Origin of the sequence: Deinococcus peraridilitoris DSM 19664, assembly GCF_000317835.1 — a bacterium.
In the GTDB taxonomy this organism is placed as follows: Bacteria; Deinococcota; Deinococci; order Deinococcales; family Deinococcaceae; genus Deinococcus_A; species Deinococcus_A peraridilitoris.
In genome coordinates, this window is sequence record NC_019793.1 from 3,824,484 (window position 1) to 3,846,286 (window position 21,803).

Below are 21,803 nucleotides of genomic sequence, written 5' to 3' on the forward strand. Positions count from 1 at the left end.
AACAGCACGTAGAACGACAGAACCCAGCGGCAGACACCCTTCCCCTGCTCGCCTCCGCTCGACTTGAGTGTTGGGAGAACACCAAAACTCAAGTGGGAGGCACTTAGTCTTCAGTTGCCTGCAACGGGACCTGCACGTCGAACAAGGCGCGGACGAACTCGCGGGCATCGAAGGGCTGTAAATCCTCGGCGCTCTCACCCACACCGATGAATTTGATGGGCACGCCCAACTCGCGCACGATCGGCACCACAATGCCACCCTTGGCCGTACCGTCGAGCTTGGTGACAACCACGCCGGTCAGGCCGACCACCTCATGGAATTTGACCGCCTGTGACAGGCCGTTTTGCCCGGTCACGGCGTCGAGCACCAGCCAGACTTCGGCAGGCTCGCCCGGATCGGCCTTGTCGATGACCCGCTTGACCTTCTTGAGCTCTTCCATCAGGTTGTGCTTGGTGTGCAGGCGTCCGGCAGTGTCCACCAGCAACAGGTCGTACCCGCGCGACCGGCGGGACGTGGCAGCGTCAAACGCCACCGCCGCCGGGTCGCCGCCATCGACGCCTTGCACCACCGGCACTCCGAGACGCTCGCCCCAGACGCCCAGTTGCGCCCCGGCAGCAGCGCGGAAGGTGTCCCCGGCCGCAAACATCACCCGCTTGCCCTTGCTGCCGTAGTACTGTCCCAGCTTGGCAATGGTGGTGGTCTTGCCGACACCGTTCACGCCGATCATCATGATGACGCTTCCCTGCGGTTCGACTGTGGCGCGGCGCGCATCGGGGGTGAAGCCCAACTTGCGCAGTTGCGCGCGCCGGGCATCCGGTTCGAGCTGCAGGGTCATCGCGTCCATCAAGGCTTCCTGCAAGTCGCGCTTGCCGCTGTTCTTGATGTCCTGCAGGATTTCTTCGGTGGCCGCGCGACCAACGTCGGCAGCGATCAGGGCGAATTCGAGGTCCTCGATGGTCTCAAGCCGGTTGGTCAGGACGTCTTTGACGTCCACGCCCAGCGGGCCGGCCATTTGATTCAGTTGCGTGCGGGTCTTGCTGAGGCCTTGCCTCAGCCGGTCAAACCATGACATGCTTTCACGATACGCCAGGCGGGACCAGGAAATGGCAACGCGAGACGCTCTCGCCCAGCCGCTACCATGGGGCCATGGCGCGCATGTCTTCCCTCTTCTCGATTCTGCCGAGCTTCCGGTTGCCGCGCCCTCTTCGACTGCGCCCTCTTCGGCTGGCGAGTGTGCCTGGAGGGGACCTGGCGCGCGCGGCAGTCGCACTGCTCGTTTTGTCTACCGTGGGAGAAGTCCACGCCCAGCGCATCACGTTTGGCACCGTCTGGACCCTCTATCGCTACGGACAGGCCAGTCAGGAGGTCACCGTCAGCACCAGAAACGCGCCGACCCTACAGTTTGACGTGGGCCGCGCCTTGGGTCACGCGGGCTGCAACAGCTTTTCGGCCGGGTACATCGCCCGGGGACGCGAACTCAAGATCGGGTCGCTGACTGCCTCGAAACTGTCGTGCAGTGACCAGAGGACACGAGAACTGGAGCAGTATTTCCTGCAGGCCCTCACCAACGTCAAACGGTATCAACTGAACGGCGATTTTCTGGTGCTGTTTACCGGCGACCGCGATACGCTGGTCTTCACACGTTCTCAATAAAAACGACACAAGGGCGTCAGTGCGTCGTGGCAACCTGACTCAATGACATTCAGAGCTTCTGGGATCCTGGTCCTCGCCTGCCTTTGTGGACACGCCGCCGCACAGACCACCTCGTCTCCCGTGGTGCAAAACGGGAGCTGGACGCTTTACCGCAGCGGCAAAGCCGGTAATCACCACACGGTGCTGCGTCGAGGGGCCCCAACCATCCAGTTCGACGGTGTGCAAATCCGTGGCACAACCGGCTGCAACGCCTTTAGCAGCAGCGCACAGCTGGCAGGCACGGCATCGAGCGTGGCCAAAGTCAACGGTGCGCTGCTGTCGCTTGGTCCTGTCATCGTCACCCGGCGGGCCTGCGCGAACGCCGTCGAGGGAAACCTGGAAGCAAGCTTTCTGAAGTCGCTGGGCAAGGTCAAGCGCTACGCCCGGTATCAGAATTTGCTGGTGCTGTACACCAGCGATCGCGAGAGCTTGATTTTCCGGCGCAACTGAAGCCTGTTGCGCTGCGCCTCAGACAAGAGGGAGGGCACCGGCGTTCGCCAGTCCCCTCCCTGCGCTTCGCTGGCCGTGCGTCAGTTGGCCGCTTGCGCCATGGTGATGGCGCGCTCCAGCCGGGCCACTACCCGGTCTTGACCCAAGGCACTCAGCAGGTCGAACATGCCCGGGCTTTCCAGCGTCCCCGCGACGGCCGCGCGCAGCGGCTGCATCACTTTGCCGGGCTTGAGCCCACGCGCTTCGGCCAAGGCGCGCAGCACTTCCTCGGCAGAGTCGTGGGTGAGATCAGGAGCGGCCACGAACGCCTCGCGCAGTGCGGGCAGCAGTTCCTGCCCGTCTCGCAGCAACTGCAGTGCCTTGTCCGTGTAAGCGAAGTCTTCACGCCAGAAGTATGAAGACTTGTCCCAGAACTCGCTCAGGGTTTCGATTCGCGGCAAGAGCATCCGAACCACCGTGCGAAAGTACGCGTCGTTGTCGACCCGATGGCCGTGTGCTCTGAGATAGTGGTGCAGCCGTTCGGCGACCTCGTCCGGTGGCAGTACCTCACGCAGGTACTTGCCATTGAGCCACTTCAGCTTGGCCAGGTCGAAGACCGGCCCACCCAGACTGACGCGCTCCCAGGTGAACTGCTCGATCATATCCTGCACGCTGAACACTTCTCGTCCATCGGGCATGGTCCAGCCCATCATGCCCAGGTAATTGAGAAGTGCCTCGGGCAGAATGCCCTGTTCGCGGTACGAATCGACGCTGGTGTCCGACTTGCGTTTGCTGAGCTTCGACTTGTCGGCATTGCGCAGCAGTGGCGTGTGGATCCAGACGGGTTCGGTCCACTCGAGCGCACGCAGAATGTGGACATGAATTGGCGTGCTGGTCAGCCATTCCTCGGCGCGAATCACGTGCGAGACACCCATCAGATGGTCATCTACCATCGCGGCCAGGTGGTAGGTAGGAAACCCGTCAGCCTTGAGCAGTACCTTGTCGTCGAGTTCCCGGTTGTCAAAACGCACCGCTCCACGCAGCAGGTCGTTCACGACCGTCTCACCCGCCAGGGGCACCTTCAGCCGGACGACGAAGGGCTGACCGGCGGCGGCGCGGCGCTCGGATTCCTCGGGGGCCAGCTCGCGGTCGCGCCGGTCGTAACCCCGGTAATCCTCGCCACGCTGCACGGCGGCCTGGCGCCGCGCCTCCAGCTCCTCGGGGGTGTCAAAGGCGCGGTAGGCGGCGCCACGCCTGAGCAGTTCGTTGGCGTAATGCTGGTGAAGCTCCGCGCGTAAGGACTGGGTGTAGGGGCCATGCTCGTCCTCGCGGGCCGGTGAGGCGTCGGGGGTAAGGCCCAGCCAGTCGAGCATCTCAAGGATCTTCGTCACGCTCTCGGCGCGGTAGCGCGAGCGGTCGGTGTCTTCGAGCCGCACGATGAACTTCCCGGCGTGCTGCCGGGCATATACCAAATTGAACAAGGCTTGATAGGCGGTCCCGACATGCGGGTCACCCGTCGGACTGGGAGCAATTCGAGTTACGACCATGCTGTTCAGGGTATCGGCAATGAGCAAGTCGCCGCAAGGAAGAACTGACGTTCTGGAGTCGGGCATTCAGGGCGTGAAGCGCTCCTGGAAAGTGAAGCGGTCCGAACGGATCCAGTAATTGACGTAACTGACACGGCGCTCAGAGCTGTAGACCGTGCGGCGCATCAGGAAAGCTGCCGTGCCCAGCGGCACGCGCAACAGCTGCGCTTCCTCCTGGCGCAGATTGACCGTCTCCAGGTGCTGCTCGACTCGGGTCAGCGGAACCCTCGTCTGGCTGGCCAGCAGATCGTGCACGCTGACCGAGACCAGATCGTGTTCCAGCAGGTCAGGCAGCACCTCGGCGTCGACGTAGCGTTTCTCGATCACCACCGGATCGGTCTTGTCCGCACGCAGGCGGTGCACGAACATCACCGGGTCACCCGGCTGCAGGTGCAGCACGGCCGCGATGTCAGGTGTCGCCAGCAGCCGTTCGGCCCGCAATACCTCGACGCGCTTGTCGGGATGGCGCGACCAGTCGGCGAAAAGCCGCACCTGAAAGGTTCCCTGTTGGAATCGCTTGCCACTGGGGTAAGTGCCGGCGCCCTGGACCCGGTACACGTACCCTTCGCGGTCGAGCTCATCGAGTGCCCGCCGCGCCGTCATGCGTGATACACCAAATTCCCGCGCCAGCTGAGGCTCGCTGGGAAGGGGCTCGTTCTCAGGGTACGCGCTGCTCAGCAGCCGCTCTTTGAGCGTGGCTTTGATGGCTGGGTATTTGGACATCGGTTTCCTTTCGATGGACGCAGGAGCAGCCTGCAGGGAGCCCCAAAGGACTGACTGGCTCACTTTAGCGGGTTTTGCGCGGCTGGCCCGTATATCAGCCTCGGCGTGGCACGCTCTGGAGCTGGCGTGTCTGCATGCTCTCCTGAGGTCTTGCTTCAGCAGTGAGGATCTATTTCCGATCGCAATATATGAGCATCTGTTGAGGTTGAGGGCGTTCATGCACCGCGCGACGAAGCTGCAGCGGGGCGTCGCGGCAATGCTCGAGTACTTCGTGGATGGAATGGACTGTCCGTCGTATGTTCGGAAGATCGAGGGGCACCTGATGGCACGCCGGGCGTGTCCAACCCGCACGCCAACCTGCCGACTCAAGCGCTCGAGATGACCCGGGCCGCTGCTGTATAGCTTCTATACGCCACAAACAGACGCGCGCTGGCAGGCAAAGCCGTCTCGGTAGCGATCAGCGACATTCAGCACACAGTCGGCTCAGCACAGTACGCCGCCTGGACAGCTCCCGAAGCCGAGCAGCACCGGCTTGTGACCTCGCGCAAGGCGGGCGGACGGTCCGTTACCGTCGTGCGGACCACCGGACCACCAGGTCACGCTCCTGATCAGCAACGCCCTGGAACACGTCTTGGAGCGCTGACGCCCGGCGGCCGTGGGTCTGAGGCTCTCCGGTTCAAGCAGTACCAATGAAGGGCAGCAATGAAGGGCTGCACAGCAAATTTTCAGCGCACGCTGCGCATCCGGCGCCCAGAATGCCTGCATGAACCCGTCAGAGCGACCCGAAGTGCGACCAGAAGCCGACGAGCGCAGCTCCGGCCTCAGCAAGACACCAGACGACCACGAAGGTCGCCATCAGCACGAAGATGGCGGCGTGCTGGACGCGGTACTGAACACTGATACCGAAAGCCTGAGGCCCTCATCGGAGGACGAGGCGCGTCCAACCACGCACCGCGAACCGGATGAGCTGGGTCGGCTGGACCCGAAGGTGGATCCGATGAGCAGCGACAACCGCTGAGCAGCAGGGCACCTGCCGCGTCAGAGCGGCAGGACGTACACCTCGTCACCGTCAAGTTCGGTTCGGTAGATCTGCACGGCCTTGACGGCAGGCAGCACCTTGGCCTTGCCCGTCGAAAGTTCGAACTTCGCACCGTGCTTCTCGCAGCTGATCCGGCCCATACTGACATCGCCGCCGAGCAGCGGGTAATCCTTGTGGGAACAGTTGTTGCGCAGGGCGTAATACTGCCCCTCAAAATTCACGACAACGACACTCACGCCGCTCACCTCCACGGCCACCTGTGAGCCTTCGGGCAGCTCCGCGACTTTTCCTGCCAACACACGCATGACAGGCAGTCTACGGCAATCCGGGCCGCTCGGCGCGGCCAGCAGCCTGTTTCTCCCGATGAAAAAAGCCGGTCGGCGCATACGCCGACCGGCCTGCAAGAAAAGGGTTAAACTGCGCCGACCTTCTCGGCGATGACGGCCTCGATGTACTTCACGACACTCTGGAGAGGCACGCGGGCCAGCACGTCTTCCAGGTAAGCCGTGACCAGAATCTTTTCGGCCAGCGTGCGGGGAACGCCACGCGAGCGCAGGTAGAAGAGCTGCTCCTGATCGACCGGACCCGTCGTGGAGCCGTGCGAGCAGCGTACGTCGTTGGCGTTGATTTCCAGCTGCGGAATGCTGTCGTTGCGCGCCTCGCTGGACAGCAGCAACGTGCGGTGCTTCTGGTAAGCGTCGGTCTTCTGCGCGCCGAGATCTACCTTGATCATGCCACTGAACACCCCACGTGCCTCGTCGGCCAGCACGCTCTTGTAGAGCAGGTCACTGTGGGCATGCGGTGCGGCGTGGTGCTGCAGTGTGTAGTGATCAAAGTGCTGGTGGGCGGCCGCGAAGTTCAGCCCGAGCATCTCGGAGGAACTGCCCGGCCCGCGCAGGTAGCTCTGCATCTCGCTGCGGCTGAGGGTGGCGCCCATGGTCACCACGAGGCTGTTGAGGGTCGCGTCGCACGCCAGGTCACCCCGCTGGCGCTGAATGTGGGTGACGCCCGAGCCCCAGTTCTGCACGCTGACGTAGCGCAGGTTGGCGCCGTCCTTGAGGACCAGCTCGACCGCGCCGAACGCGAAGGCACCGACGAGGTCGGGGCTGTCCTGCTCGTCGATGAAGGTAACCGTGCTGTTCACGTCGGCAACGATCAGGGTACGCAGGGCGGTGAAACTGCCCGCCTCGTCGAGCACCTGAAAGGCCCCGAGCGGCAGCTCGACCTCGACACCACGCGGCACGTACACGAAAGCGCCGTTGGTCCACAGGGCGGCGTTGAGCGCGCTGAACTTGCCCTCGCTGGGGTCCGGCGACTTGCTGGGCGTGGTGCCGGGCGCGGCGATGGTGGTGTCATCGGGCACTTGGGCGGGCACAACGCTGTACAGGTACTGCTGGACAAGCTCTGCGTGACTGTCCAGCGCGCTCCTGAGGTCGGTGAAGATCACGCCTTTCGCGGCCAGTTCCTGCGGCACGTCCCTAAACACCACGTCGGGGCCGTCAAACACGAGGTATCCGGCCACGTCGGTGTTCTGGAGGCGGGTCCGGACGGACTGAGGCAGCTCACCCGCGCTGCTCACGGCAGCCTTGCGCGCCGCAGGCCGGACCGAATCGAAGTCGAGCTCAGAGACATCGGTGTACTTCCAGGCCTCGACGGCGGTCGTGGGGAAATTCAGGGTGTGGAAGAGTTCAAGCGCCGTGCGGCGGTACTCGGCCAGCCAGGGCGTACCACCCAGTTGCGCGACCGCTTCGCCGGAAAAGGCTTTGTTGAGTGTTTGGGTCATGGTCCCTCCAAGACAGACTTCCGGGGGAGGGCAAATTGCCCTCCCCCATCCGGCGGCGTTCAGCCGACCGAGCCTTCCATTTCCAGTTCGATGAGGCGGTTGAGCTCGACGGCGTACTCGAGCGGCAGTTCCTTGGCGATCGGCTCGATGAAGCCGCGCACGATCAGGCCTGCTGCCTCGTCCTCGCTGAGGCCGCGAGACTGCAGGTAGAGAATCTGCTCGTCGTTGATCTTGGACACGGTTGCTTCGTGGCCCACGAAGGCGTCCTTTTCCTCGATCTCGATGTAGGGGTAGGTGTCGGTGCGGGCTTCATCGTCGAGCAGCAGCGCGTCGCACTCGACATTGCAGCGCGCGCCCACGGCACCCTCGTACACCTTGACGCTGCCACGGTAGGAGGAGCGGCCGCTGTCCTTGGAGATCGACTTGCTGACGATGCTGCCGCTGGTGTGCGGCGCGAAGTGCACGATCTTGGCCCCGGCGTCCTGGTGCTGGCCGCGTCCCGCCATGGCGATCGAGAGCACCTCACCGCGCGCGCCCTCGCCCAGCAGGTAGCAGGCAGGGTACTTCATGGTGACCTTGCTGCCGAGGTTGCCGTCCACCCACTCCATCACGCCGCGCGCGTGCACGGCCGCACGCTGGGTGACCAGGTTGTAGACGTTGTGGCTCCAGTTCTGGATGGTGCTGTAGCGAAAGCGCGCGCCTTCGAGCACCACGATCTCGATGACGCCCGAGTGAAAGGAGTCACGGCTGTAGCTCGGCGCGGTGCAGCCTTCGATGTAGTGCGCCTGACTGCCCTCGTCGGCAATGATCAGGGTGCGCTCGAACTGCCCGGCCGATTCGGCGTTGATACGGAAGTAGGTCTGCAGGGGAATGTCGACCTTGACGCCCTTGGGGATATACACGAACGAGCCGCCCGACCACACGGCACTGTTGAGGGCCGCAAACTTGTTGTCCTCGGGGGGCACGACGGTCGCGAAGTACTCGCGAAAGAGGTCCGGGTACTCCTTGAGGCCGTCCTCAATCGAGAGAAACACCACGCCGAGCTTCTCCCACTCCTCTTTGAGGTTGTGGTAGACCATCTCGGATTCGTACTGGGCGCCCACGCCCGCGAGCGCGGCGCGTTCGGCTTCGGGAATCCCCAGGCGCTCGAATGTTTTGCGCATGTCCTCGGGAACGTCGTCCCAGCTGCGGGCGTTCATGCCTTCAGGCTTGATGTAGTAGTAGATTTCGTCCATATCGAGGCCCGACAGGTCGGCGCCCCACTGCGGCATGGGCTTGCTGAGGTAGACGTCAAGCGCCTTGAGGCGGAAGTCGAGCATCCACTGGGGCTCGTTCTTGGCCTTGCTGATCATCTCGACCACGTCACGGCGCAGACCTTTGGGGGCCTTGACAGCGTAGGTCTCGGGATTGGCCCAGCCGTGTTCGTACTCGGCGTTGCCAATTTCAAGCTGTTTGGTGGCAATTTCAGGGTTGGTCATGGTCGCTCCGGGGTTGTTGAGAGGACGGGGACGTGATCAGACAGTGGCGAGCTGCTTGACCCAGTCGTACCCTTCGGCGTCGAGCCTCTGGGCAAGTTCGGGACCGCCGCTTTGTACGACCCTGCCTTCCACGATGATGTGGACTTTGTCGGGCACGATGTAGTTCAGCAGGCGCTGGTAGTGGGTGATGATCAGGCCGCCCAGATTCGGGCCGCGCAGGCTGTTCACGCCCTTGGAGACGATCTTGAGGGCGTCCACGTCGAGACCGGAGTCAGTCTCGTCCATGATGATGTAGCTGGGTTCGAGCATCAGCATCTGCAGAATCTCGTTGCGCTTTTTCTCGCCGCCCGAAAAGCCCTCGTTGAGATAGCGCTCCACGATGCTCTCGTCCCACTCCAGCACGCTCAGGGCGCTTTGCAGCTTGCCGTAAAACTCGGTGAAGCTGACCTCCTCGCCTTCACCTTTACGGGCCTGCAGCGCCAGACGCAGGAAGTTGGCAATGGTGACGCCGGGAATCTCGACGGGGTACTGAAAGGCCAAAAAGAGGCCCAGGCGGGCGCGCTCATCGGGTTCCATCTCAAGGATGTTCTGGCCGTCGACCAGCACCTCGCCTTCGGTAACAGTATATTCGGGGTCGCCGACGATGACCTTGGCGAGGGTGCTCTTGCCGTTGCCGTTGGGCCCCATGACGGCGTGCAGTTCACCGCGCGGCACGATGAGGTCGATGCCCTTCAGAATCGGCAGGTCGCCGACGGATGCATGCAGGTTACGGATTTCCAGTTGGTGGCTCATGGGTACTCCTTTGGGTTGCTGATGGTCTTGCTCGACAAAAGCCTCAGGCACGGTTCGGCCCTGTTGAGTCGGCCTTATTGAGAGCCATTCCTAGTAAGCCTATTCTACTCGTACAGGCTGGTAAAGTCGAGTATTCTACTCGGATTTCGACAATCGGCAATGCAAGGTCCGAACTGCCTTCTATTTACCTTCTATCATGACCGAAAAGCACCTGAGGCAAGCCCCGATCTTCCGGCAACAGAAGATCGAAGACCGCCCGGCGCGGTTCTCATGGCAGGTCAGCCGACTCACATGTTTTCCGGAGGAAACCTTCACTCGTGTCATTGCTGGCTGTGCTAACCGTGTGGGAGATGAATATCTTCGACCTGCTGCGCGCCGCCGGGCCTCTCCTCTGGGTACTGGTGGCCCTCTCGCTGTTCGTGGTGTACCTGGTTGCAGTGCGCGCTCAAGTGCTTCGCAAGCTCGCCAGCGATCCGACGCTCACCTTCACACGTGTCCACGCCGCCCTGATGCAGCAAGACCTGCCGGGCGCAGCGCGTGAAGCAGCGCGGCTGGCCACCCCGGCCGGGAACATCCTGCGGGCCGGGGTCGACCGCGCTCCAGCCGGGCAGGAAGCCGCGATCTCGGCCATGAACGAGGCCATGCTGCTCGAAGACCAGCGGTTGTACAACGGTCTGAGCACCCTGGGCACGATCGCGCAGATCGCACCCCTGTTGGGCCTGCTCGGCACGGTGTTCGGTATGGTGCGCTCGTTTCTGGTGTTCTCCAGCGCCGCCAATCCCACGCCCGCGCAGCTCTCGACGGGCATCAGCGAAGCCCTGATCAACACCGCCGGTGGTCTGGTGGTCGCCATCATCGCGTATTTCGCCCGCAACGCCCTGCGCAGCCGCGCCGACCGGATCGCACTGCACGCCGAGCGGGCCCGGGAAGTCCTCCCTGCCTGGCTGACCGAAATGCGCTTGCGCCAGCAAGGTGTCCTGACCGGTACCCCACTCGTGATGTACGAATTCGACGCCAACGCCCCTGTCAAGAGCATCAGCGAGGCACCTGCGCGTGCGTAAACCACTTCGCCGCTATCGAGAAGCGGACGCAGTGACCTTCGATTTCGCTCCGATGGTCGACATCGTGCTGCTGCTGGTCATCTTCTTCATGCTGACCAGCAACTTCAACGCTCGTGACAACGCCCTGCCGCTCGACCTGCCGCGTGCCAGTTCCGCTGTGCGCGACAGTGCTGCCGTGCCCACCGTCAGCGTCGACCGCAGCGGCCAGATTTTCCTTGAGGGCCGCAAGGTCGCGCTGACCGAGCTCGAAGCGGCCCTGAAACCGCTCGCAACCCGCTCGGGTGGCGTGGTCGCCCTGCGCGCCGACGAGCGTGGCAACTACGGCACGGTGGTCGGCGTCATCGACGCCATCAAACGCGCGGGAGGTGAACGGCTTGCGCTCGGTACCCGCAGCCAGTAAACACCTCGAAGGAGGAACCGAGCGGCGGCGCGCCCTGCTGGTGACCGTCGCACTGCACGGCGCATTTCTGCTCGGCCTGGCCGCCCTGCAGGTGCGGCCCTCACCGCACGACGAAGCGCTGACCATCGACTTTTCCGAAGTGCCCATCGAGGTGGTGACCCTGGCGCCCGAGCCGCGGGCGCCCATCAGCCCACCGCGCCCGCCGGTGGAGGAACGCAGCACCCCCAGCGCGCCGATCTCGCCGCCCACGCCTCCCCCACCAGCCCCCCGTGTCACGCCCGCACCCACGCCGCCTCCCATACCGCAGCCCGCTCCAAGGACACAACCGCAACCCCCACCGCCCCCCGCGCCCGCCCCGCGCCCGGAGCCTCCGCCACGCACGGCAACTCCCCCTGCACCGGCGCAACAGCGCGCACCCACCCCGAGCGCGCCCACTCCCGCCCCAGCGCGCGCCACACCGCCCGCTCGCGTGACACCCGCGCCAACTCGCAACATCGAGCAGTTGCCCAGCCGCGCGCAGGCCGACCTGGCCCAGGCTGAGGCAGCCCGCGCTCCCGGTGTCACGCCAGCTGAGGCCGGAGGTTCGCCCCGACAGGCCGAAAGCGCTCCGGAGTCCCTGCCGGCGCCCACGCGCAACGCCCAGCCCGCACCGCCCGTGGAAAACCCACGGCCGGAAGCCACGCCCACAGAAACCAGACCGGCAGACCCGGCGCCATCCGAAAGCGCCCCGGAACCTTCACGCAGCACTGTGCCGCCCGTTGGGGGGGAGCCGACTGCACCACGGGCCGCCGAAACCCCCAGCACGCCCGAAGTCCTCGCCCGACCCGTCGAGCCGTCAACGGGCGTGCTCGCCGAACAGGGGCGCACGACTCCGGTTCCTCAGGCAGCGGCTCCAGAAACGCCGCGAAGCGCAGACGCCGCTGCGCCCGAAGCGACCTCCAGCTTTCCACCCCGCGCGAGCCTGCCGGAGAGCAGCCCGGAGCCGGCGCGCCCGGGGCCCTCCTTTGGAGGCAGCGAGCCGGCACGTCCACCGGCCTCGCCACCCAGCGCCGCGGCGGCCCAGACTCCGCCGGCGGCCAGTGAGCCGGGCGCCGGCAGCGGGAGCGGCCTGGAGCGGAGCCCGAGCCAGGGCGTGCCCAGCGCGCCCGAAAACACCACCTTCGGACGAACGCCGACAGAGAGTCCGGTCACGGCGGAGGGCGGCGCGCCACGAGGGTCGGTGCCGCCTCGCAACACGCCTCCTTCCGTCGCCCAGTCGGGCGAGGGCGCGCGTTCCGGCGCGCCCGCCGCGCCCGCAGAAGCAGGCTCAGGAAACCCCGCACCACGCGGCGCGACGAACGGCAGTCCGGCAGGTGGAGGTGCCGCCGGCCCGGGAGGCGAGCAGGCCCGTGGAGGCACGGGCGAAGCGGGCACAGGACAGGAAGTCCAGCCTTTTTTGTGCACGGTCGCCGTGGACGTGCGGAGCGCGGGCGCCCGCTTCGAGCGGGCCATGTCCTCGTACGTCCTTGACGAAGCCGGACGACAGCTCTGGCCCGATCCGGCACTCATTCGCAATGTCTCTTCACAGCTTGTAAACGAAGGGGGACTTCAGCAGTACGTGCGCGGAGACAGTGGACTCAGTGCCTATAAAAACCTGACCGTGGTGCGGGCCGCAAGGGTGCAGCCACCGCGTGGCTCATCGCAGGCCCAGTACAACGCCGACGCCGTCCTGAATGCGGCGGAGGCAGAGAAGTTCCGCGCGGCCGGACAGGCCTGCCGCGTCGTGTACGTGTTGCCGTGACCTGCGCAGCGTCATGTCCAGGTCAGTCTCAAAGCGCACAATTCAGGCGAAGCAGCCACGAATATTTCGAAAGGACCTTACTTCATGCGACGACCCATCCTTCTTCTTGTGGCCCTCGTTTCCGGTGGCGCCCTGGCCTGGGCGCCCAAGCTCGACAATCAAAGTGCCAAAGCGGTGCTTGACACGGCCTACAACCGCACCACCCAGCCGGTCAGCACCGTGCTGAACATCGACTTGAGCGTCAAGGAAGGCGCCTTCGCAACCAAAGACGCCGTTCGGGTCTTCGACGGTGACCCGGGCTGTCTGACCAGCTGGGCACAGGACCCCAGCGCGTACGCGCAGCACGGCAGCCGTCCGACCAGCGTCACCCTGACGGGCCAGGCCGACGAGCTGTTTCTGCAGGCCCAGCAGGCCCGCGATTCCTTCAAGAACCTGACGGTTCAAGACGCCCTCAAGCCTCGTGAGGGCGGGCTTCCCGAAGGACACCTGCGGGTTTACGTGGGCATGGCCGGGCTCGAAAACGAAAAGCTCCGCGACGCCTACAATGTCGCCTTGCGGACTCCGGACGGCAAGATCGTGCAACCATACCGGCGCGCCTTTACGAGTGACTGGAAGCAGGCCGGGGAGGGCAGCGCCCGGGGGCGGTGGAGCGGCAGCATGGTGTACTACTTCGACGCTGCCAAGGCCGGGCTGAACGCCACGTCCAAGGCGGATGTGCTGATCCGCACCGAAGCCGACAACGACTGCGCCTTTGCGGTGGGCATCGACCTGGCCAAGTTCTACTGAGGCCCGTCAGCCAGGCGCAGAGGCAAGTCCGGTCTCTGCTCCTGGCTGACGCTCGGTTTCCGGGAGCTCCCTGCGGGTACCCCAACCGTGCGCGGCTCTCGAGCGTTTGCCCATTCCACTTACTGGAGCAAGCGCTCATCCTTCTGACAACCGCTTTAGAATGCCGGCATGCCCAGCGGTCCCCTACTCGCCGTGGATATCGGCAACACCTCCACGGTGCTCGGCCTCACCGACGAAGGCCTCGAACTCCGGCAGACGTGGCGGATTCGTACCAACCGCGATCTGCTTCCAGACGACCTCGCGCTGATGATTCGCGGCCTGCTCGACTTGGCAGGCAACGCGCCACGTCCGGCCTTTGCAGTGCTTTCCAGCGTGGCGCCTCCGGTGGGCCAGAATTTACAGCTGGCTTTGGAAAAATACTTTGGCATTCACGCTTTTGATGTGAGTGCCGAGTCGCTTCCCGACGTCCGGGTACACCTCGATGAACCGCGCGCCATCGGGGCGGATCGTCTGGCCAATCTGTTTGGCGCCGAGCGCTACCTCGGTCAGCACGAATACGCCATCGTGGTGGATTTCGGTACCAGCACCAACTTCGACGTGATCGGGCGCGGGCGCCAGTTTCTGGGCGGTGTGCTGGCCACGGGTGCGCAGGTATCGGCAGACGCGCTCTTCGCACGTGCCGCCAAGCTGCCGCGCGTCAACCTCAGCGCCCCCGAACGAGCCCTGGGCCGCAACACCGTCGAGGCGCTGCAGAGCGGTCTGGTCTTTGGTTACGCCGAGATGGTCGACGGCATGCTGCGTCGCCTGCGCGCCGAGCTGCCCGGCCCTGCCGTGAGCGTTGCCACCGGTGGTTTTTCCCGGACAATAGAGGGAATCTGCCGTGAAATCGATGTGTTCGACGATACCCTCACCCTGCGAGGTCTGGTGGAGTTGTGGTCGAGCCGACCCGCCGCAGATTTGCCCTCGCCACTCCCTGCAGCGCGGCGCGGGTGATTCGGTTTTACAACTGATCCTTTGGCACTAACGAAGCTTGAGTGCCTTCGTGTTAAGATGAAGCGGTCAGCCCCGAGCTGGAGGCCCTCTGCATGGATTACTACGAACTGTTGGGTGTAGCGCGTGACGCGCCCGCCGAGGAAATCAAAAAAGCCTACCGCAAGCTCGCCTTGCAGTACCACCCGGACCGCAACAAAGAAGCGGGCGCTGCGGAGAAGTTCGCGCAGATCAACGCCGCGTATGCAACGCTGTCCGACCCCGAGAAGCGCGCGCACTATGACCGCTTTGGCAGCGAACCGTCGCTCGGCGGCATGCCCGGCGCGGGCGGATTCGGCGAAGCGGGCTTCGATCCCTTCGACCTGTTCGAGCAGATGTTCGGCGGCGGCCTGTTCGGCGGCCGTGGTGGCCGGCGGGCGGCGCGCGGTGAAGATCTGGAGACAGTGGCGCGCATCAGCCTGGATCAGGCCCGCGAAGGCGCTGAAATCGAGGTCGGCATCGACCGGCTCTCGCAGTGCGAACATTGCCACGGTCAACGCAGCGAGCCCGGCGGTAAACCCCCACAGTCCTGCCGCACCTGCGGTGGCCATGGCGTGGTGGCGCAGCAGACCCGCACCATTTTCGGCAATGTCGTCACCCAGCAGCCTTGCCCAACCTGCCGTGGCGAAGGACAAGTCATCGAGGATCCGTGTACGGTCTGCCGTGGCCGTGGCCGAACCCTCAAAGCCGAACGCGCCAAGGTCAAGTTGCCCAAAGGCATCGACGAGGGCTACCGGATTCGTGTGGCGGGCATGGGTCACGAAGGTCCGGGTGGCGCAGGCGACCTGTACGTACACATCGAGCTCGAAGCGCACCCGGCACTGGAGCGCGAAGGAGAGCACCTGATTCACCACGCGCAGGTCAGCCTGACGCGTGCGATTTTCGGGGGGAAGATCGAGGTGCCCACCCTCGACGGCAACCGGGAAATCGAGGTCAAGAGCGGCACGCAGCACGGTGAAACCCTGCGGTTGCGCAATCAGGGTATGCCCCGGCTGCAGGCGCCCGGAACAGGCGACCTGATCGTGGTCTTCGACGTTCAGGTGCCCAAAGCCTCGAGCCTCAGCAAAGAAGCGCGCGCGCACCTCGAAGCGTACGCGCGCGAAGTCGGCGAAGATGGCGATCTGCGGGAACCGGGGTTTTTCGAACGTCTGGGCAAAGTTATTCGCGGTGACTGAAGCGCGACCGTCCGAAAGGACGGTCCTCCCTTTTTTCGGCCTGCCGTGGCAAACTATGAAAGCCTGAAAGCTGGCTGGTGGTTTCGGTCCTGTCGAAGATATTCTATGGCACGGCGCCCGCGCGGCTGCCGGAGGTTCTTTTGCTCAGCAACAGTAGTCCCCTGATGGTCTTTTCCGGCCAAAGCAACTGCGCGCTCGCGCAGGAAATCTGCAACGTTCTGGGCACCACGCTCGGGCAAAGCGAAACGCAGAAATTCACGAACGACAATCTGGTGGTCCGCTACAAGCAGTCGCTGCGCGAAGCGGACGTCTTTATCGTTCAGAGCTTCAGCTCGCCCGTGAGTGACAGCATCATGGAGCTGCTCCTGATGATCGACGCGGCCAAGAGTGCCTCGGCAGCGCGCGTCACGGCGGTCATTCCTTATTACAGCTACGCGCGCAGCGACAAGAAAGACGAACCACGCATTTCCATCGCGGGCCGTCTGGTTGCCGACCTGATTCAGGCGGCGGGCGCCGACCGGGTACTGACCATGACTCTTCACAGCCCCCAGGTGCACGGTTTCTTCAAGATTCCCGTAGATCACCTCTCGGCCGAAGTGGTGATTGCCGAGCACCTGCAGCAGACCGTCGACGGTTTCAGCGACGGGGTGGTTCTGGCACCCGACGCGGGTGACATCAAACGGGCGAGTGCACTCGCCCGTCGTCTTGACAGCGGTCTGGCCTTTATCGACAAGCGGCGCACAAGTGATACGACCGTGAACGCCCGCGCGCTGATCGGAGATGTCCAAGGCCGCAAGGTCTTTATCGTTGACGACGAGATCAGCACTGCCGGCTCGCTGGTGGAGGCCGTCAATCTGGCGAAGGCCAACGGTGCCGACTCGGTGCATGTCGCGGTCACGCACGGCGTCTACACCGGTCCGGCTGTCGAGCGTATTCACGGCCTCGACGTGGTGGAGGTCTGCAGTACCAACACCGTGGACGTGCCGTACAGCAAGATCGAACGCTCGGGCGGAAAGCTCAAGACCCTCTCGGTAGCGCCCCTGTTTGCCAAGGCCATTCAGCATATTCATACCGGGGAATCCGTTTCCGCGCTGTTCGAATAAAGTTCAAGAGTAAGAGATCGAAGCAGTGGAGGCGCGCCTCCACTGCTTCGATCTCAACTGAGGCGACGCCCGCACCGCGCCCGAGAGACTCCAACCGGTGCCGGTGACGCTCCGTCCTGAAACTGCGGGGAGTGCCTGCCAAAGTCAGGGCGCGCCGGGGTATTTGCGCTACGCCAGAAAACCGAACGAGAGTATTTTCGGAAGCTCGGCTTCACCACCCTGTGGATTTACTGCCGTCCAGCTAGTTCTGCTGCCCTTCGCCGCCCAGCTTGAGTCTCTCGATTTCCTGCTGCAGCTCCTGCGCGTTGGCCAGCGCCCGGTCGACTTTCTCGCGGTCCGTCTCATCAAAGCCGGTCATCGACAGGCCGTACGAATACTTCATGCCGGTGAGCAGCACGTTGACCAGTGCGGCCAGCTGCTCGGCCTGTTTTTCAAGGAGGTACACCCGTTGCTCAAGATCCATTCTTCGATCCTGGCACAGCAACAGTGGACTTCCCTGAATTTATTTTGACTCAATCCATATCCAGTAGGCCGAAATGAAGGAGACACTCGGGGTCATGCAGCGTCCTGCGTCCACTGGTAGCGTGTCGATTCGGCATGAACGGCGTGCGTTGTGGGGCGGCCTGACGATGGGGTTTGGCTTCGGGGGCCTGTTCGACAGCGTCCTCTTGCACCAGATCCTCCAATGGCACAACGTCATCAGCGCTCGGGTGGTCCCTGACACCGTAGGGCATTTGCGCACCAACATTCTGGCCGACGGGCTGCTCAGCGCCGCCATGGTGGTGGTCCTGGGCATCGGTTTTGCCTTGCTGTGGTCCGCTTCTGCCTTGGGGCGCATGCCCGCGCGACAGCTGATCGGCGCACTGATGCTGGGTTGGGGTGGCTTTAACGTCTACGACAGCGTCGTGCACCACTGGCTGCTGCAACTGCATCACATCCGTGAAGGGCCCGGCCATTCCGAGCTGGCGTATGATCTGGGCTTCTTTCTGTTTGCCCTGATCCTGCTGGGCGTCGGGGCAATGCTGATCCGGGACCTTCGAAGATGAGCGAATCGGCGCTGTGGGAACACGCGGAGGTCTCCCTGGGCGGGGTGCACCTGCATTACGTGCACGCCGGGCCTGAACGGGGGCCGTTGGTGGTGCTGCTGCACGGCTTTCCCGAATTTCACTTGGCGTGGCGTCACCAGATCGCTCCGCTGGCCCGCTCGGGGTTGCGCGTTGTTGCTCCCGATCTGCGTGGGTATCACCGCTCGGGCAAACCGGATGGCGTGGAACACTACCACCTGACCGCTTTGGTCGACGACGTCGCGGGTCTGATCGAACACCTCGGGCACAAGCGAGCGCACGTCGTGGGTCACGACTGGGGCGGGGTCATCGCGTGGGCCTTGGCGATGCGCCGCCCCGAACGTCTGGCAAAACTCGCCATTCTGAACGCCCCGCACCCCGAAGCTTACCGCCGCGAGCTGCGAGGAATGCGGCAGGCTCTCAAGTCCTGGTACGCGCTTTTTTTTCAGCTTCCCCGGATGCCCGAAGCGCTGCTCTCCCGGCTTGACGTGGGTGCGTTCCTGCGGTCCACCTCCGCGAGGCCGGAGGGATTCTCGCCTGAGGTGCAAGACGCCTACCGGGCGGTCTGGCGCACGCCAACAGACTGGACGCCCGCCCTGAATTACTACCGGGTACTGGCAAAAAGGGGCTTCGGAAAAACGCGGATCATCGAGGTACCGACGCTGCTTCTCTGGGGTGACAGGGACGTGGCACTTGTTCCTGAGCTGACCGAGGGCCTCACGCCGTGGGTACCCCGGCTGCGCGTCGAACACTTTCCCCAGGCCAGTCACTGGTTGATGAGCGACGAGCCCGTGCGGGTAAACAACCTGCTGATCGAGTTCCTGGGCAGTTCCATTTCCTGATCACCAAACTGAGAAACGCTGAAGCGCGCCCCGCTCGGGGCGCGCCTGATTGACGCACTGAAGTTTGAATTTCGGGGTTACACGCGCCCCTTAGGCGCCGGGTATCCACCCTGCTCCAGCACGGCCTTGGTCACGTGGCGACGCAGCCGGATCGTATTGAGTGCCTCGTGTTTCGTAAAGCGCTTGACGGCGCTCAGCATCACACGCTGCTCATCGCCTTCGGCAATCATACCGAGGGCCTCACGGGCGAGCGTGGCTGCCTTTTCGGCCGCTTCATAGACATACACTTGGGTCATCTCGACCTGCAGTTCAGGCAATCCGAGTTTGCGGGTGCGCAGCACGGCCGATTCGCCTGCAAAGGCGAGCATCACGATGTCGGCCACACGCATCAGGACTTCCTGACGGCTTTCCAGCTTCGGGCCGTACTTCATGGCCGCCGCCCCGGCGATCATCAGCGCCAGCTTCTTGAGGTTCTCGACGCTGCGGGCTTCGGCAGTGAGCGGCTCGTCACTTTCGTTTTCGTCAAGGCTGAATTCCATCAATTCGCTTTGCAGCTTCTGCGCCGCCTGCATGAGGGGCAGTTCGCCTTTCATGGCACGCTTGAGCAGGTGGCCCGGAATCAAGAGGCGATTGATTTCGTTGGTCCCCTCGAAAATCCGGTTGATGCGGCTGTCGCGGTAAGCCCGCTCAATGGCGTACTCTTGGCTGTAGCCGACTCCACCGTGAATCTGCACGCCCTCGTCGACGGCGTAATCGAGCAGCTCGGAACCCAGAACCTTCAGAATGCTCGCCTCGACCGCGTACTCCTCGATGGCCTTCAGTTTGTCCGTGCCATTCTCGATGGCGCTGTCGATCAGGCCGACGAGGCGGTAGAGGGCACTTTCCACGGCGTACGTGCGAATGGCGATGTTGGCAAGCTTTTCCTGCACGGCACCGAAGTTGGCGATGGCCTGACCGAACTGCTCACGTTCCAACGCGTAGCAGGTGCTGAGCTCCAGCGCGTCCTTGGCGCCGCCCACGCCGCCCGCCCCGAGCTTGTAGCGCCCGACGTTCAGAATGTTGAAGGCGATCTTGGCGCCGACGCCCACACCACCCAGCAGATTTTCGGCCGGAACCCTGACATTGTCGAGGTTCAAGACCACGGTGCTCGAGGAGCGGATGCCCATCTTGTGCTCTTCGGCGGCGGTACTGACTCCCCCGAAGGCGCGCTCTACCAGAAAGGCGCTGAACTTGTTGCCCTCAGGCGTCTTGATTTGCGCGAAGACCGTGAACAGGTCGGCGATTCCGCCATTGCTGATCCACATCTTGCTGCCGTTGAGGGTGTAGTACGAACCGTCATCGGACAGCACGGCCGTGGTTTTGGCGGCCTGGGCGTCACTTCCGCTCGACGGCTCGGTCAGGCAGTACGCCGCGACCATTTCAGCGGTGGCCAGCTGCGGCAGGTATTTTTCCTTTTGGGCCGCGTTGCCGAAATAGACCGTGGGAAGGCTCCCGATAGACTGATGCGCACCGTACGTCACCCCAAAGCCACCGGTTTTCGCGGTCTTTTCCGCGATGATCACCGACGCCGCCTTGGGCAGGTCGAGACCTCCGTACTCCTCGGGAATTTCGACCGCGGTCAGCCCCAGTTCGCCGGTTCTCCGCAACAGCGCGCGGTTGAGCCCTTCCTTCTTGGCTTCGAGATCGGCCATCACTGGCATGACCTCGCGCTCCACAAAGGTTGAGGTCGTGTCGGCAATCTGCCTGAGGACGTCATCGAAGTCTTCGGGGGTAAAGATTTGCGTGTGGTCCTGCCGGGCAACCAGGAACATTCCACCCTTGAAAAGATTCTGTTGATTTGCCTGCAGGTTCAGTAGGTCCTGGGTCGCGGTCATATTGTCCTCCGTTTAAACTTATACTGAGTATAAATCATTTCGGCGAAGCATTGCGGTTGTGGTGCCCGGCAAAATGCAGGAGGAAGGGGTCAGTTCACTGCGTTCAGCTCAAGGTGCGCACGGATTGCCGGGGAATCAGGGTCGGCTCGAACTTGCGCTGCACCGTGCCGCCCCCATTTCCCAGTAAATGCAGCGCCAGCCGCGCGGTCGCCTCGCCCATTTCGATCAGGGGTTGACGCACCGTCGTCAGGGCGGGCGTCAGGTAGCTGGCGAACACCACATCGTCGTAGCCGACCACCGAAATATCGTCCGGCACCTGCAGGCCGGCCGTTCGGCAGGCCTGCAGCACACCCGCCGCCATCTGGTCATTATCGACGAAAACGGCTGTGAACGCGCTTCCCAGTTTCAACAATTGTTCGGCCGCCTGCTGCCCACCGGCCTCACTGAAGTCACTTTCGACGACCAGATCGTCGTTCAGGTCAATTCCTGCTTCGAGAAGCGCGCGCCCGTAGCCCTGCAGCCGCGCCCGGCAGTCCTCGTGATACAGGGGACCTGAAATGTGAGCGATACGTCGGTGCCCGGCACGCAGCAGGTGTCGCGCTGCCAGGTAGCCTCCCTGTTCGTTGTCCAGCCACACGCACCGGTCGGTCAGTTCGGGCAGGTGACGCCCGAAGACCACCATAGGTGCGCTATGACGCGCCCACTCCAACAGCGTGTCGTTGCTGCTGGCATCAACCTGCACGATCAACGCCTCGACGCGGCGTCCGCGCAGGAATTCGACCGATTCACGCTCTCGCTGAGCGTCGAAGTCTCCACTGGAGACCATCACGTGCATGCCTCCCTCGCGCACCACGTTCTCGATTCCCTTGAGCACCTGCCCAAAGAAGGGGCTGCCCAGATCACCCACGAGCACCCCAATGCCCGACGAGCGCCCGGAAACCAGCGCCTGCGCCACGGTATTCGGCTGATACTGCAGATCGCGCATCACCGCCAGCACCTTCTCGCGTGTCTTGGGCTTCACCGGGCCCGAGTTGTTCAGAACACGTGAAACGGTGGCCACGGACACGCCGGCTCGCCGTGAAACTTCGTTGATGGTGGCCACAGTTCCCCCTGACAGCAGTTGCTCTGCTGCCAGGATACATGCCGACCCCTGGGTTGGACACGAAA

22 protein-coding genes are annotated in these 21,803 nt (G+C 63.6%); 12 read left to right on the forward strand and 10 right to left on the reverse strand.

Translation table 11 applies throughout. From position 1 onward, the window contains the following. Nucleotides 1-103: 103 nt before the first annotated feature. Nucleotides 104-1,072 (reverse strand): signal recognition particle-docking protein FtsY, encoded by a 969-nt coding sequence (ftsY, locus tag DEIPE_RS18415; RefSeq protein WP_015237492.1) that lies wholly within the window; start codon nt 1,070-1,072, stop codon nt 104-106. A gap of 74 nt (nt 1,073-1,146) precedes the next feature. Here ftsY and DEIPE_RS22535 point away from each other — a divergent pair, with 74 nt between their 5' ends. Further along, on the forward strand, nt 1,147-1,653 hold the full coding sequence (locus DEIPE_RS22535; RefSeq protein WP_015237493.1) for an META domain-containing protein: 507 nt from the start codon (nt 1,147-1,149) through the stop codon (nt 1,651-1,653). Nucleotides 1,654-1,695: 42 nt separating this feature from the next. Continuing rightward, a complete protein-coding gene (locus DEIPE_RS18425; protein WP_015237494.1) occupies nt 1,696-2,142 on the forward strand; it encodes an META domain-containing protein in 447 nt (148 codons plus the stop codon). An 80-nt stretch (nt 2,143-2,222) separates the two neighbouring features. Here the strand turns inward: DEIPE_RS18425 and gltX are convergent, their stop codons facing one another. Continuing rightward, complete coding sequence (gltX, locus tag DEIPE_RS18430) at nt 2,223-3,668, reverse strand: glutamate--tRNA ligase (RefSeq protein ID WP_041231749.1); 1,446 nt, start codon at nt 3,666-3,668, stop codon at nt 2,223-2,225. A gap of 66 nt (nt 3,669-3,734) precedes the next feature. Further along, nucleotides 3,735-4,430, reverse strand: a complete 696-nt coding sequence (locus DEIPE_RS18435) for a GntR family transcriptional regulator (protein WP_015237496.1) — start codon at nt 4,428-4,430, stop codon at nt 3,735-3,737. 763 nt (nt 4,431-5,193) lie between these two features. On the opposite strand from DEIPE_RS18435, the gene DEIPE_RS18445 reads away from it, so the two are divergent. After that, complete coding sequence (locus DEIPE_RS18445) at nt 5,194-5,448, forward strand: hypothetical protein (RefSeq protein WP_015237498.1); 255 nt, start codon at nt 5,194-5,196, stop codon at nt 5,446-5,448. A 20-nt stretch (nt 5,449-5,468) separates the two neighbouring features. Here the strand turns inward: DEIPE_RS18445 and DEIPE_RS18450 are convergent, their stop codons facing one another. The 4 genes from DEIPE_RS18450 to sufC form a co-directional block, all read right to left on the reverse strand. Continuing rightward, the gene (locus DEIPE_RS18450) at nt 5,469-5,774 is read right to left on the reverse strand and encodes a Rieske 2Fe-2S domain-containing protein (protein ID WP_015237499.1); all 306 of its coding nucleotides are present in this window, start codon (nt 5,772-5,774) and stop codon (nt 5,469-5,471) included. 107 nt (nt 5,775-5,881) lie between these two features. Beyond that, on the reverse strand, nt 5,882-7,252 hold the full coding sequence (gene sufD / locus DEIPE_RS18455; protein WP_015237500.1) for a Fe-S cluster assembly protein SufD: 1,371 nt from the start codon (nt 7,250-7,252) through the stop codon (nt 5,882-5,884). A gap of 59 nt (nt 7,253-7,311) precedes the next feature. Continuing rightward, nucleotides 7,312-8,730 (reverse strand): Fe-S cluster assembly protein SufB, encoded by a 1,419-nt coding sequence (gene sufB, locus DEIPE_RS18460; RefSeq protein ID WP_015237501.1) that lies wholly within the window; start codon nt 8,728-8,730, stop codon nt 7,312-7,314. Between the two features lie 36 nt (nt 8,731-8,766). Further along, the gene (gene sufC, locus DEIPE_RS18465) at nt 8,767-9,522 is read right to left on the reverse strand and encodes a Fe-S cluster assembly ATPase SufC (RefSeq protein ID WP_015237502.1); all 756 of its coding nucleotides are present in this window, start codon (nt 9,520-9,522) and stop codon (nt 8,767-8,769) included. A 350-nt stretch (nt 9,523-9,872) separates the two neighbouring features. On the opposite strand from sufC, the gene DEIPE_RS18470 reads away from it, so the two are divergent. From DEIPE_RS18470 to DEIPE_RS18500, 7 genes are all read left to right on the forward strand, one after another. Continuing rightward, nucleotides 9,873-10,583 carry a MotA/TolQ/ExbB proton channel family protein gene (locus DEIPE_RS18470; protein ID WP_041231750.1) on the forward strand — a complete coding sequence of 237 codons (711 nt, stop codon included), beginning with the start codon at nt 9,873-9,875 and terminating at the stop codon, nt 10,581-10,583. After that, nucleotides 10,576-10,983 carry an ExbD/TolR family protein gene (locus DEIPE_RS18475; RefSeq protein ID WP_015237504.1) on the forward strand — a complete coding sequence of 136 codons (408 nt, stop codon included), beginning with the start codon at nt 10,576-10,578 and terminating at the stop codon, nt 10,981-10,983. Before DEIPE_RS18470 ends, DEIPE_RS18475 begins: the two co-directional genes overlap by 8 nt. Then, nucleotides 10,958-12,763, forward strand: coding sequence for a hypothetical protein (locus DEIPE_RS18480; RefSeq protein WP_015237505.1), 1,806 nt, complete (start codon nt 10,958-10,960; stop codon nt 12,761-12,763). The genes DEIPE_RS18475 and DEIPE_RS18480 overlap by 26 nt, the downstream gene beginning before the upstream one ends. An 84-nt stretch (nt 12,764-12,847) precedes the next feature. After that, nucleotides 12,848-13,549, forward strand: a complete 702-nt coding sequence (locus tag DEIPE_RS18485) for a hypothetical protein (RefSeq protein WP_015237506.1) — start codon at nt 12,848-12,850, stop codon at nt 13,547-13,549. A 168-nt stretch (nt 13,550-13,717) separates the two neighbouring features. Next, entirely contained in the window at nt 13,718-14,542 is an 825-nt protein-coding gene (locus DEIPE_RS18490; RefSeq protein ID WP_015237507.1) for a type III pantothenate kinase, read from the forward strand. Nucleotides 14,543-14,634: 92 nt separating this feature from the next. Beyond that, entirely contained in the window at nt 14,635-15,753 is a 1,119-nt protein-coding gene (dnaJ, locus tag DEIPE_RS18495; RefSeq protein WP_015237508.1) for a molecular chaperone DnaJ, read from the forward strand. Nucleotides 15,754-15,917: 164 nt separating this feature from the next. After that, on the forward strand, nt 15,918-16,856 hold the full coding sequence (locus tag DEIPE_RS18500; RefSeq protein WP_052326747.1) for a ribose-phosphate diphosphokinase: 939 nt from the start codon (nt 15,918-15,920) through the stop codon (nt 16,854-16,856). 241 nt (nt 16,857-17,097) lie between these two features. Here DEIPE_RS18500 and DEIPE_RS18505 read toward each other — a convergent pair whose 3' ends face one another. Beyond that, entirely contained in the window at nt 17,098-17,319 is a 222-nt protein-coding gene (locus DEIPE_RS18505) for a hypothetical protein (RefSeq protein WP_015237510.1), read from the reverse strand. 94 nt (nt 17,320-17,413) lie between these two features. Here DEIPE_RS18505 and DEIPE_RS18510 point away from each other — a divergent pair, with 94 nt between their 5' ends. Together DEIPE_RS18510 and DEIPE_RS18515 are read left to right on the forward strand one after the other, a co-directional pair. After that, on the forward strand, nt 17,414-17,902 hold the full coding sequence (locus DEIPE_RS18510; RefSeq protein WP_052326748.1) for a DUF2243 domain-containing protein: 489 nt from the start codon (nt 17,414-17,416) through the stop codon (nt 17,900-17,902). Beyond that, nucleotides 17,899-18,762: an alpha/beta fold hydrolase gene (locus tag DEIPE_RS18515; protein WP_015237512.1), complete on the forward strand. Its 864-nt coding sequence runs from the start codon at nt 17,899-17,901 to the stop codon at nt 18,760-18,762. Before DEIPE_RS18510 ends, DEIPE_RS18515 begins: the two co-directional genes overlap by 4 nt. A 77-nt stretch (nt 18,763-18,839) precedes the next feature. Here the strand turns inward: DEIPE_RS18515 and DEIPE_RS18520 are convergent, their stop codons facing one another. Together DEIPE_RS18520 and DEIPE_RS18525 are read right to left on the reverse strand one after the other, a co-directional pair. After that, nucleotides 18,840-20,636 carry an acyl-CoA dehydrogenase family protein gene (locus DEIPE_RS18520; RefSeq protein WP_015237513.1) on the reverse strand — a complete coding sequence of 599 codons (1,797 nt, stop codon included), beginning with the start codon at nt 20,634-20,636 and terminating at the stop codon, nt 18,840-18,842. A 103-nt stretch (nt 20,637-20,739) separates the two neighbouring features. After that, nucleotides 20,740-21,738 (reverse strand): LacI family DNA-binding transcriptional regulator, encoded by a 999-nt coding sequence (locus DEIPE_RS18525; RefSeq protein WP_015237514.1) that lies wholly within the window; start codon nt 21,736-21,738, stop codon nt 20,740-20,742. Nucleotides 21,739-21,803: the final 65 nt, after the last annotated feature.

Coding starts and splice junctions, on each gene's coding strand:
- ftsY (WP_015237492.1), bottom strand. CDS start 1,072: ATGTCATGGTTTGACCGGCTGAGGCAAGGCCTCAGCAAGACCCGCACG.
- DEIPE_RS22535 (WP_015237493.1), top strand. CDS start 1,147: ATGGCGCGCATGTCTTCCCTCTTCTCGATTCTGCCGAGCTTCCGGTTG.
- DEIPE_RS18425 (WP_015237494.1), top strand. CDS start 1,696: ATGACATTCAGAGCTTCTGGGATCCTGGTCCTCGCCTGCCTTTGTGGA.
- gltX (WP_041231749.1), bottom strand. CDS start 3,668: ATGGTCGTAACTCGAATTGCTCCCAGTCCGACGGGTGACCCGCATGTC.
- DEIPE_RS18435 (WP_015237496.1), bottom strand. CDS start 4,430: ATGTCCAAATACCCAGCCATCAAAGCCACGCTCAAAGAGCGGCTGCTG.
- DEIPE_RS18445 (WP_015237498.1), top strand. CDS start 5,194: ATGAACCCGTCAGAGCGACCCGAAGTGCGACCAGAAGCCGACGAGCGC.
- DEIPE_RS18450 (WP_015237499.1), bottom strand. CDS start 5,774: ATGCGTGTGTTGGCAGGAAAAGTCGCGGAGCTGCCCGAAGGCTCACAG.
- sufD (WP_015237500.1), bottom strand. CDS start 7,252: ATGACCCAAACACTCAACAAAGCCTTTTCCGGCGAAGCGGTCGCGCAA.
- sufB (WP_015237501.1), bottom strand. CDS start 8,730: ATGACCAACCCTGAAATTGCCACCAAACAGCTTGAAATTGGCAACGCC.
- sufC (WP_015237502.1), bottom strand. CDS start 9,522: ATGAGCCACCAACTGGAAATCCGTAACCTGCATGCATCCGTCGGCGAC.
- DEIPE_RS18470 (WP_041231750.1), top strand. CDS start 9,873: ATGAATATCTTCGACCTGCTGCGCGCCGCCGGGCCTCTCCTCTGGGTA.
- DEIPE_RS18485 (WP_015237506.1), top strand. CDS start 12,848: ATGCGACGACCCATCCTTCTTCTTGTGGCCCTCGTTTCCGGTGGCGCC.
- DEIPE_RS18490 (WP_015237507.1), top strand. CDS start 13,718: ATGCCCAGCGGTCCCCTACTCGCCGTGGATATCGGCAACACCTCCACG.
- dnaJ (WP_015237508.1), top strand. CDS start 14,635: ATGGATTACTACGAACTGTTGGGTGTAGCGCGTGACGCGCCCGCCGAG.
- DEIPE_RS18500 (WP_052326747.1), top strand. CDS start 15,918: ATGGTCTTTTCCGGCCAAAGCAACTGCGCGCTCGCGCAGGAAATCTGC.
- DEIPE_RS18505 (WP_015237510.1), bottom strand. CDS start 17,319: ATGGATCTTGAGCAACGGGTGTACCTCCTTGAAAAACAGGCCGAGCAG.
- DEIPE_RS18510 (WP_052326748.1), top strand. CDS start 17,414: ATGCAGCGTCCTGCGTCCACTGGTAGCGTGTCGATTCGGCATGAACGG.
- DEIPE_RS18515 (WP_015237512.1), top strand. CDS start 17,899: ATGAGCGAATCGGCGCTGTGGGAACACGCGGAGGTCTCCCTGGGCGGG.
- DEIPE_RS18520 (WP_015237513.1), bottom strand. CDS start 20,636: ATGACCGCGACCCAGGACCTACTGAACCTGCAGGCAAATCAACAGAAT.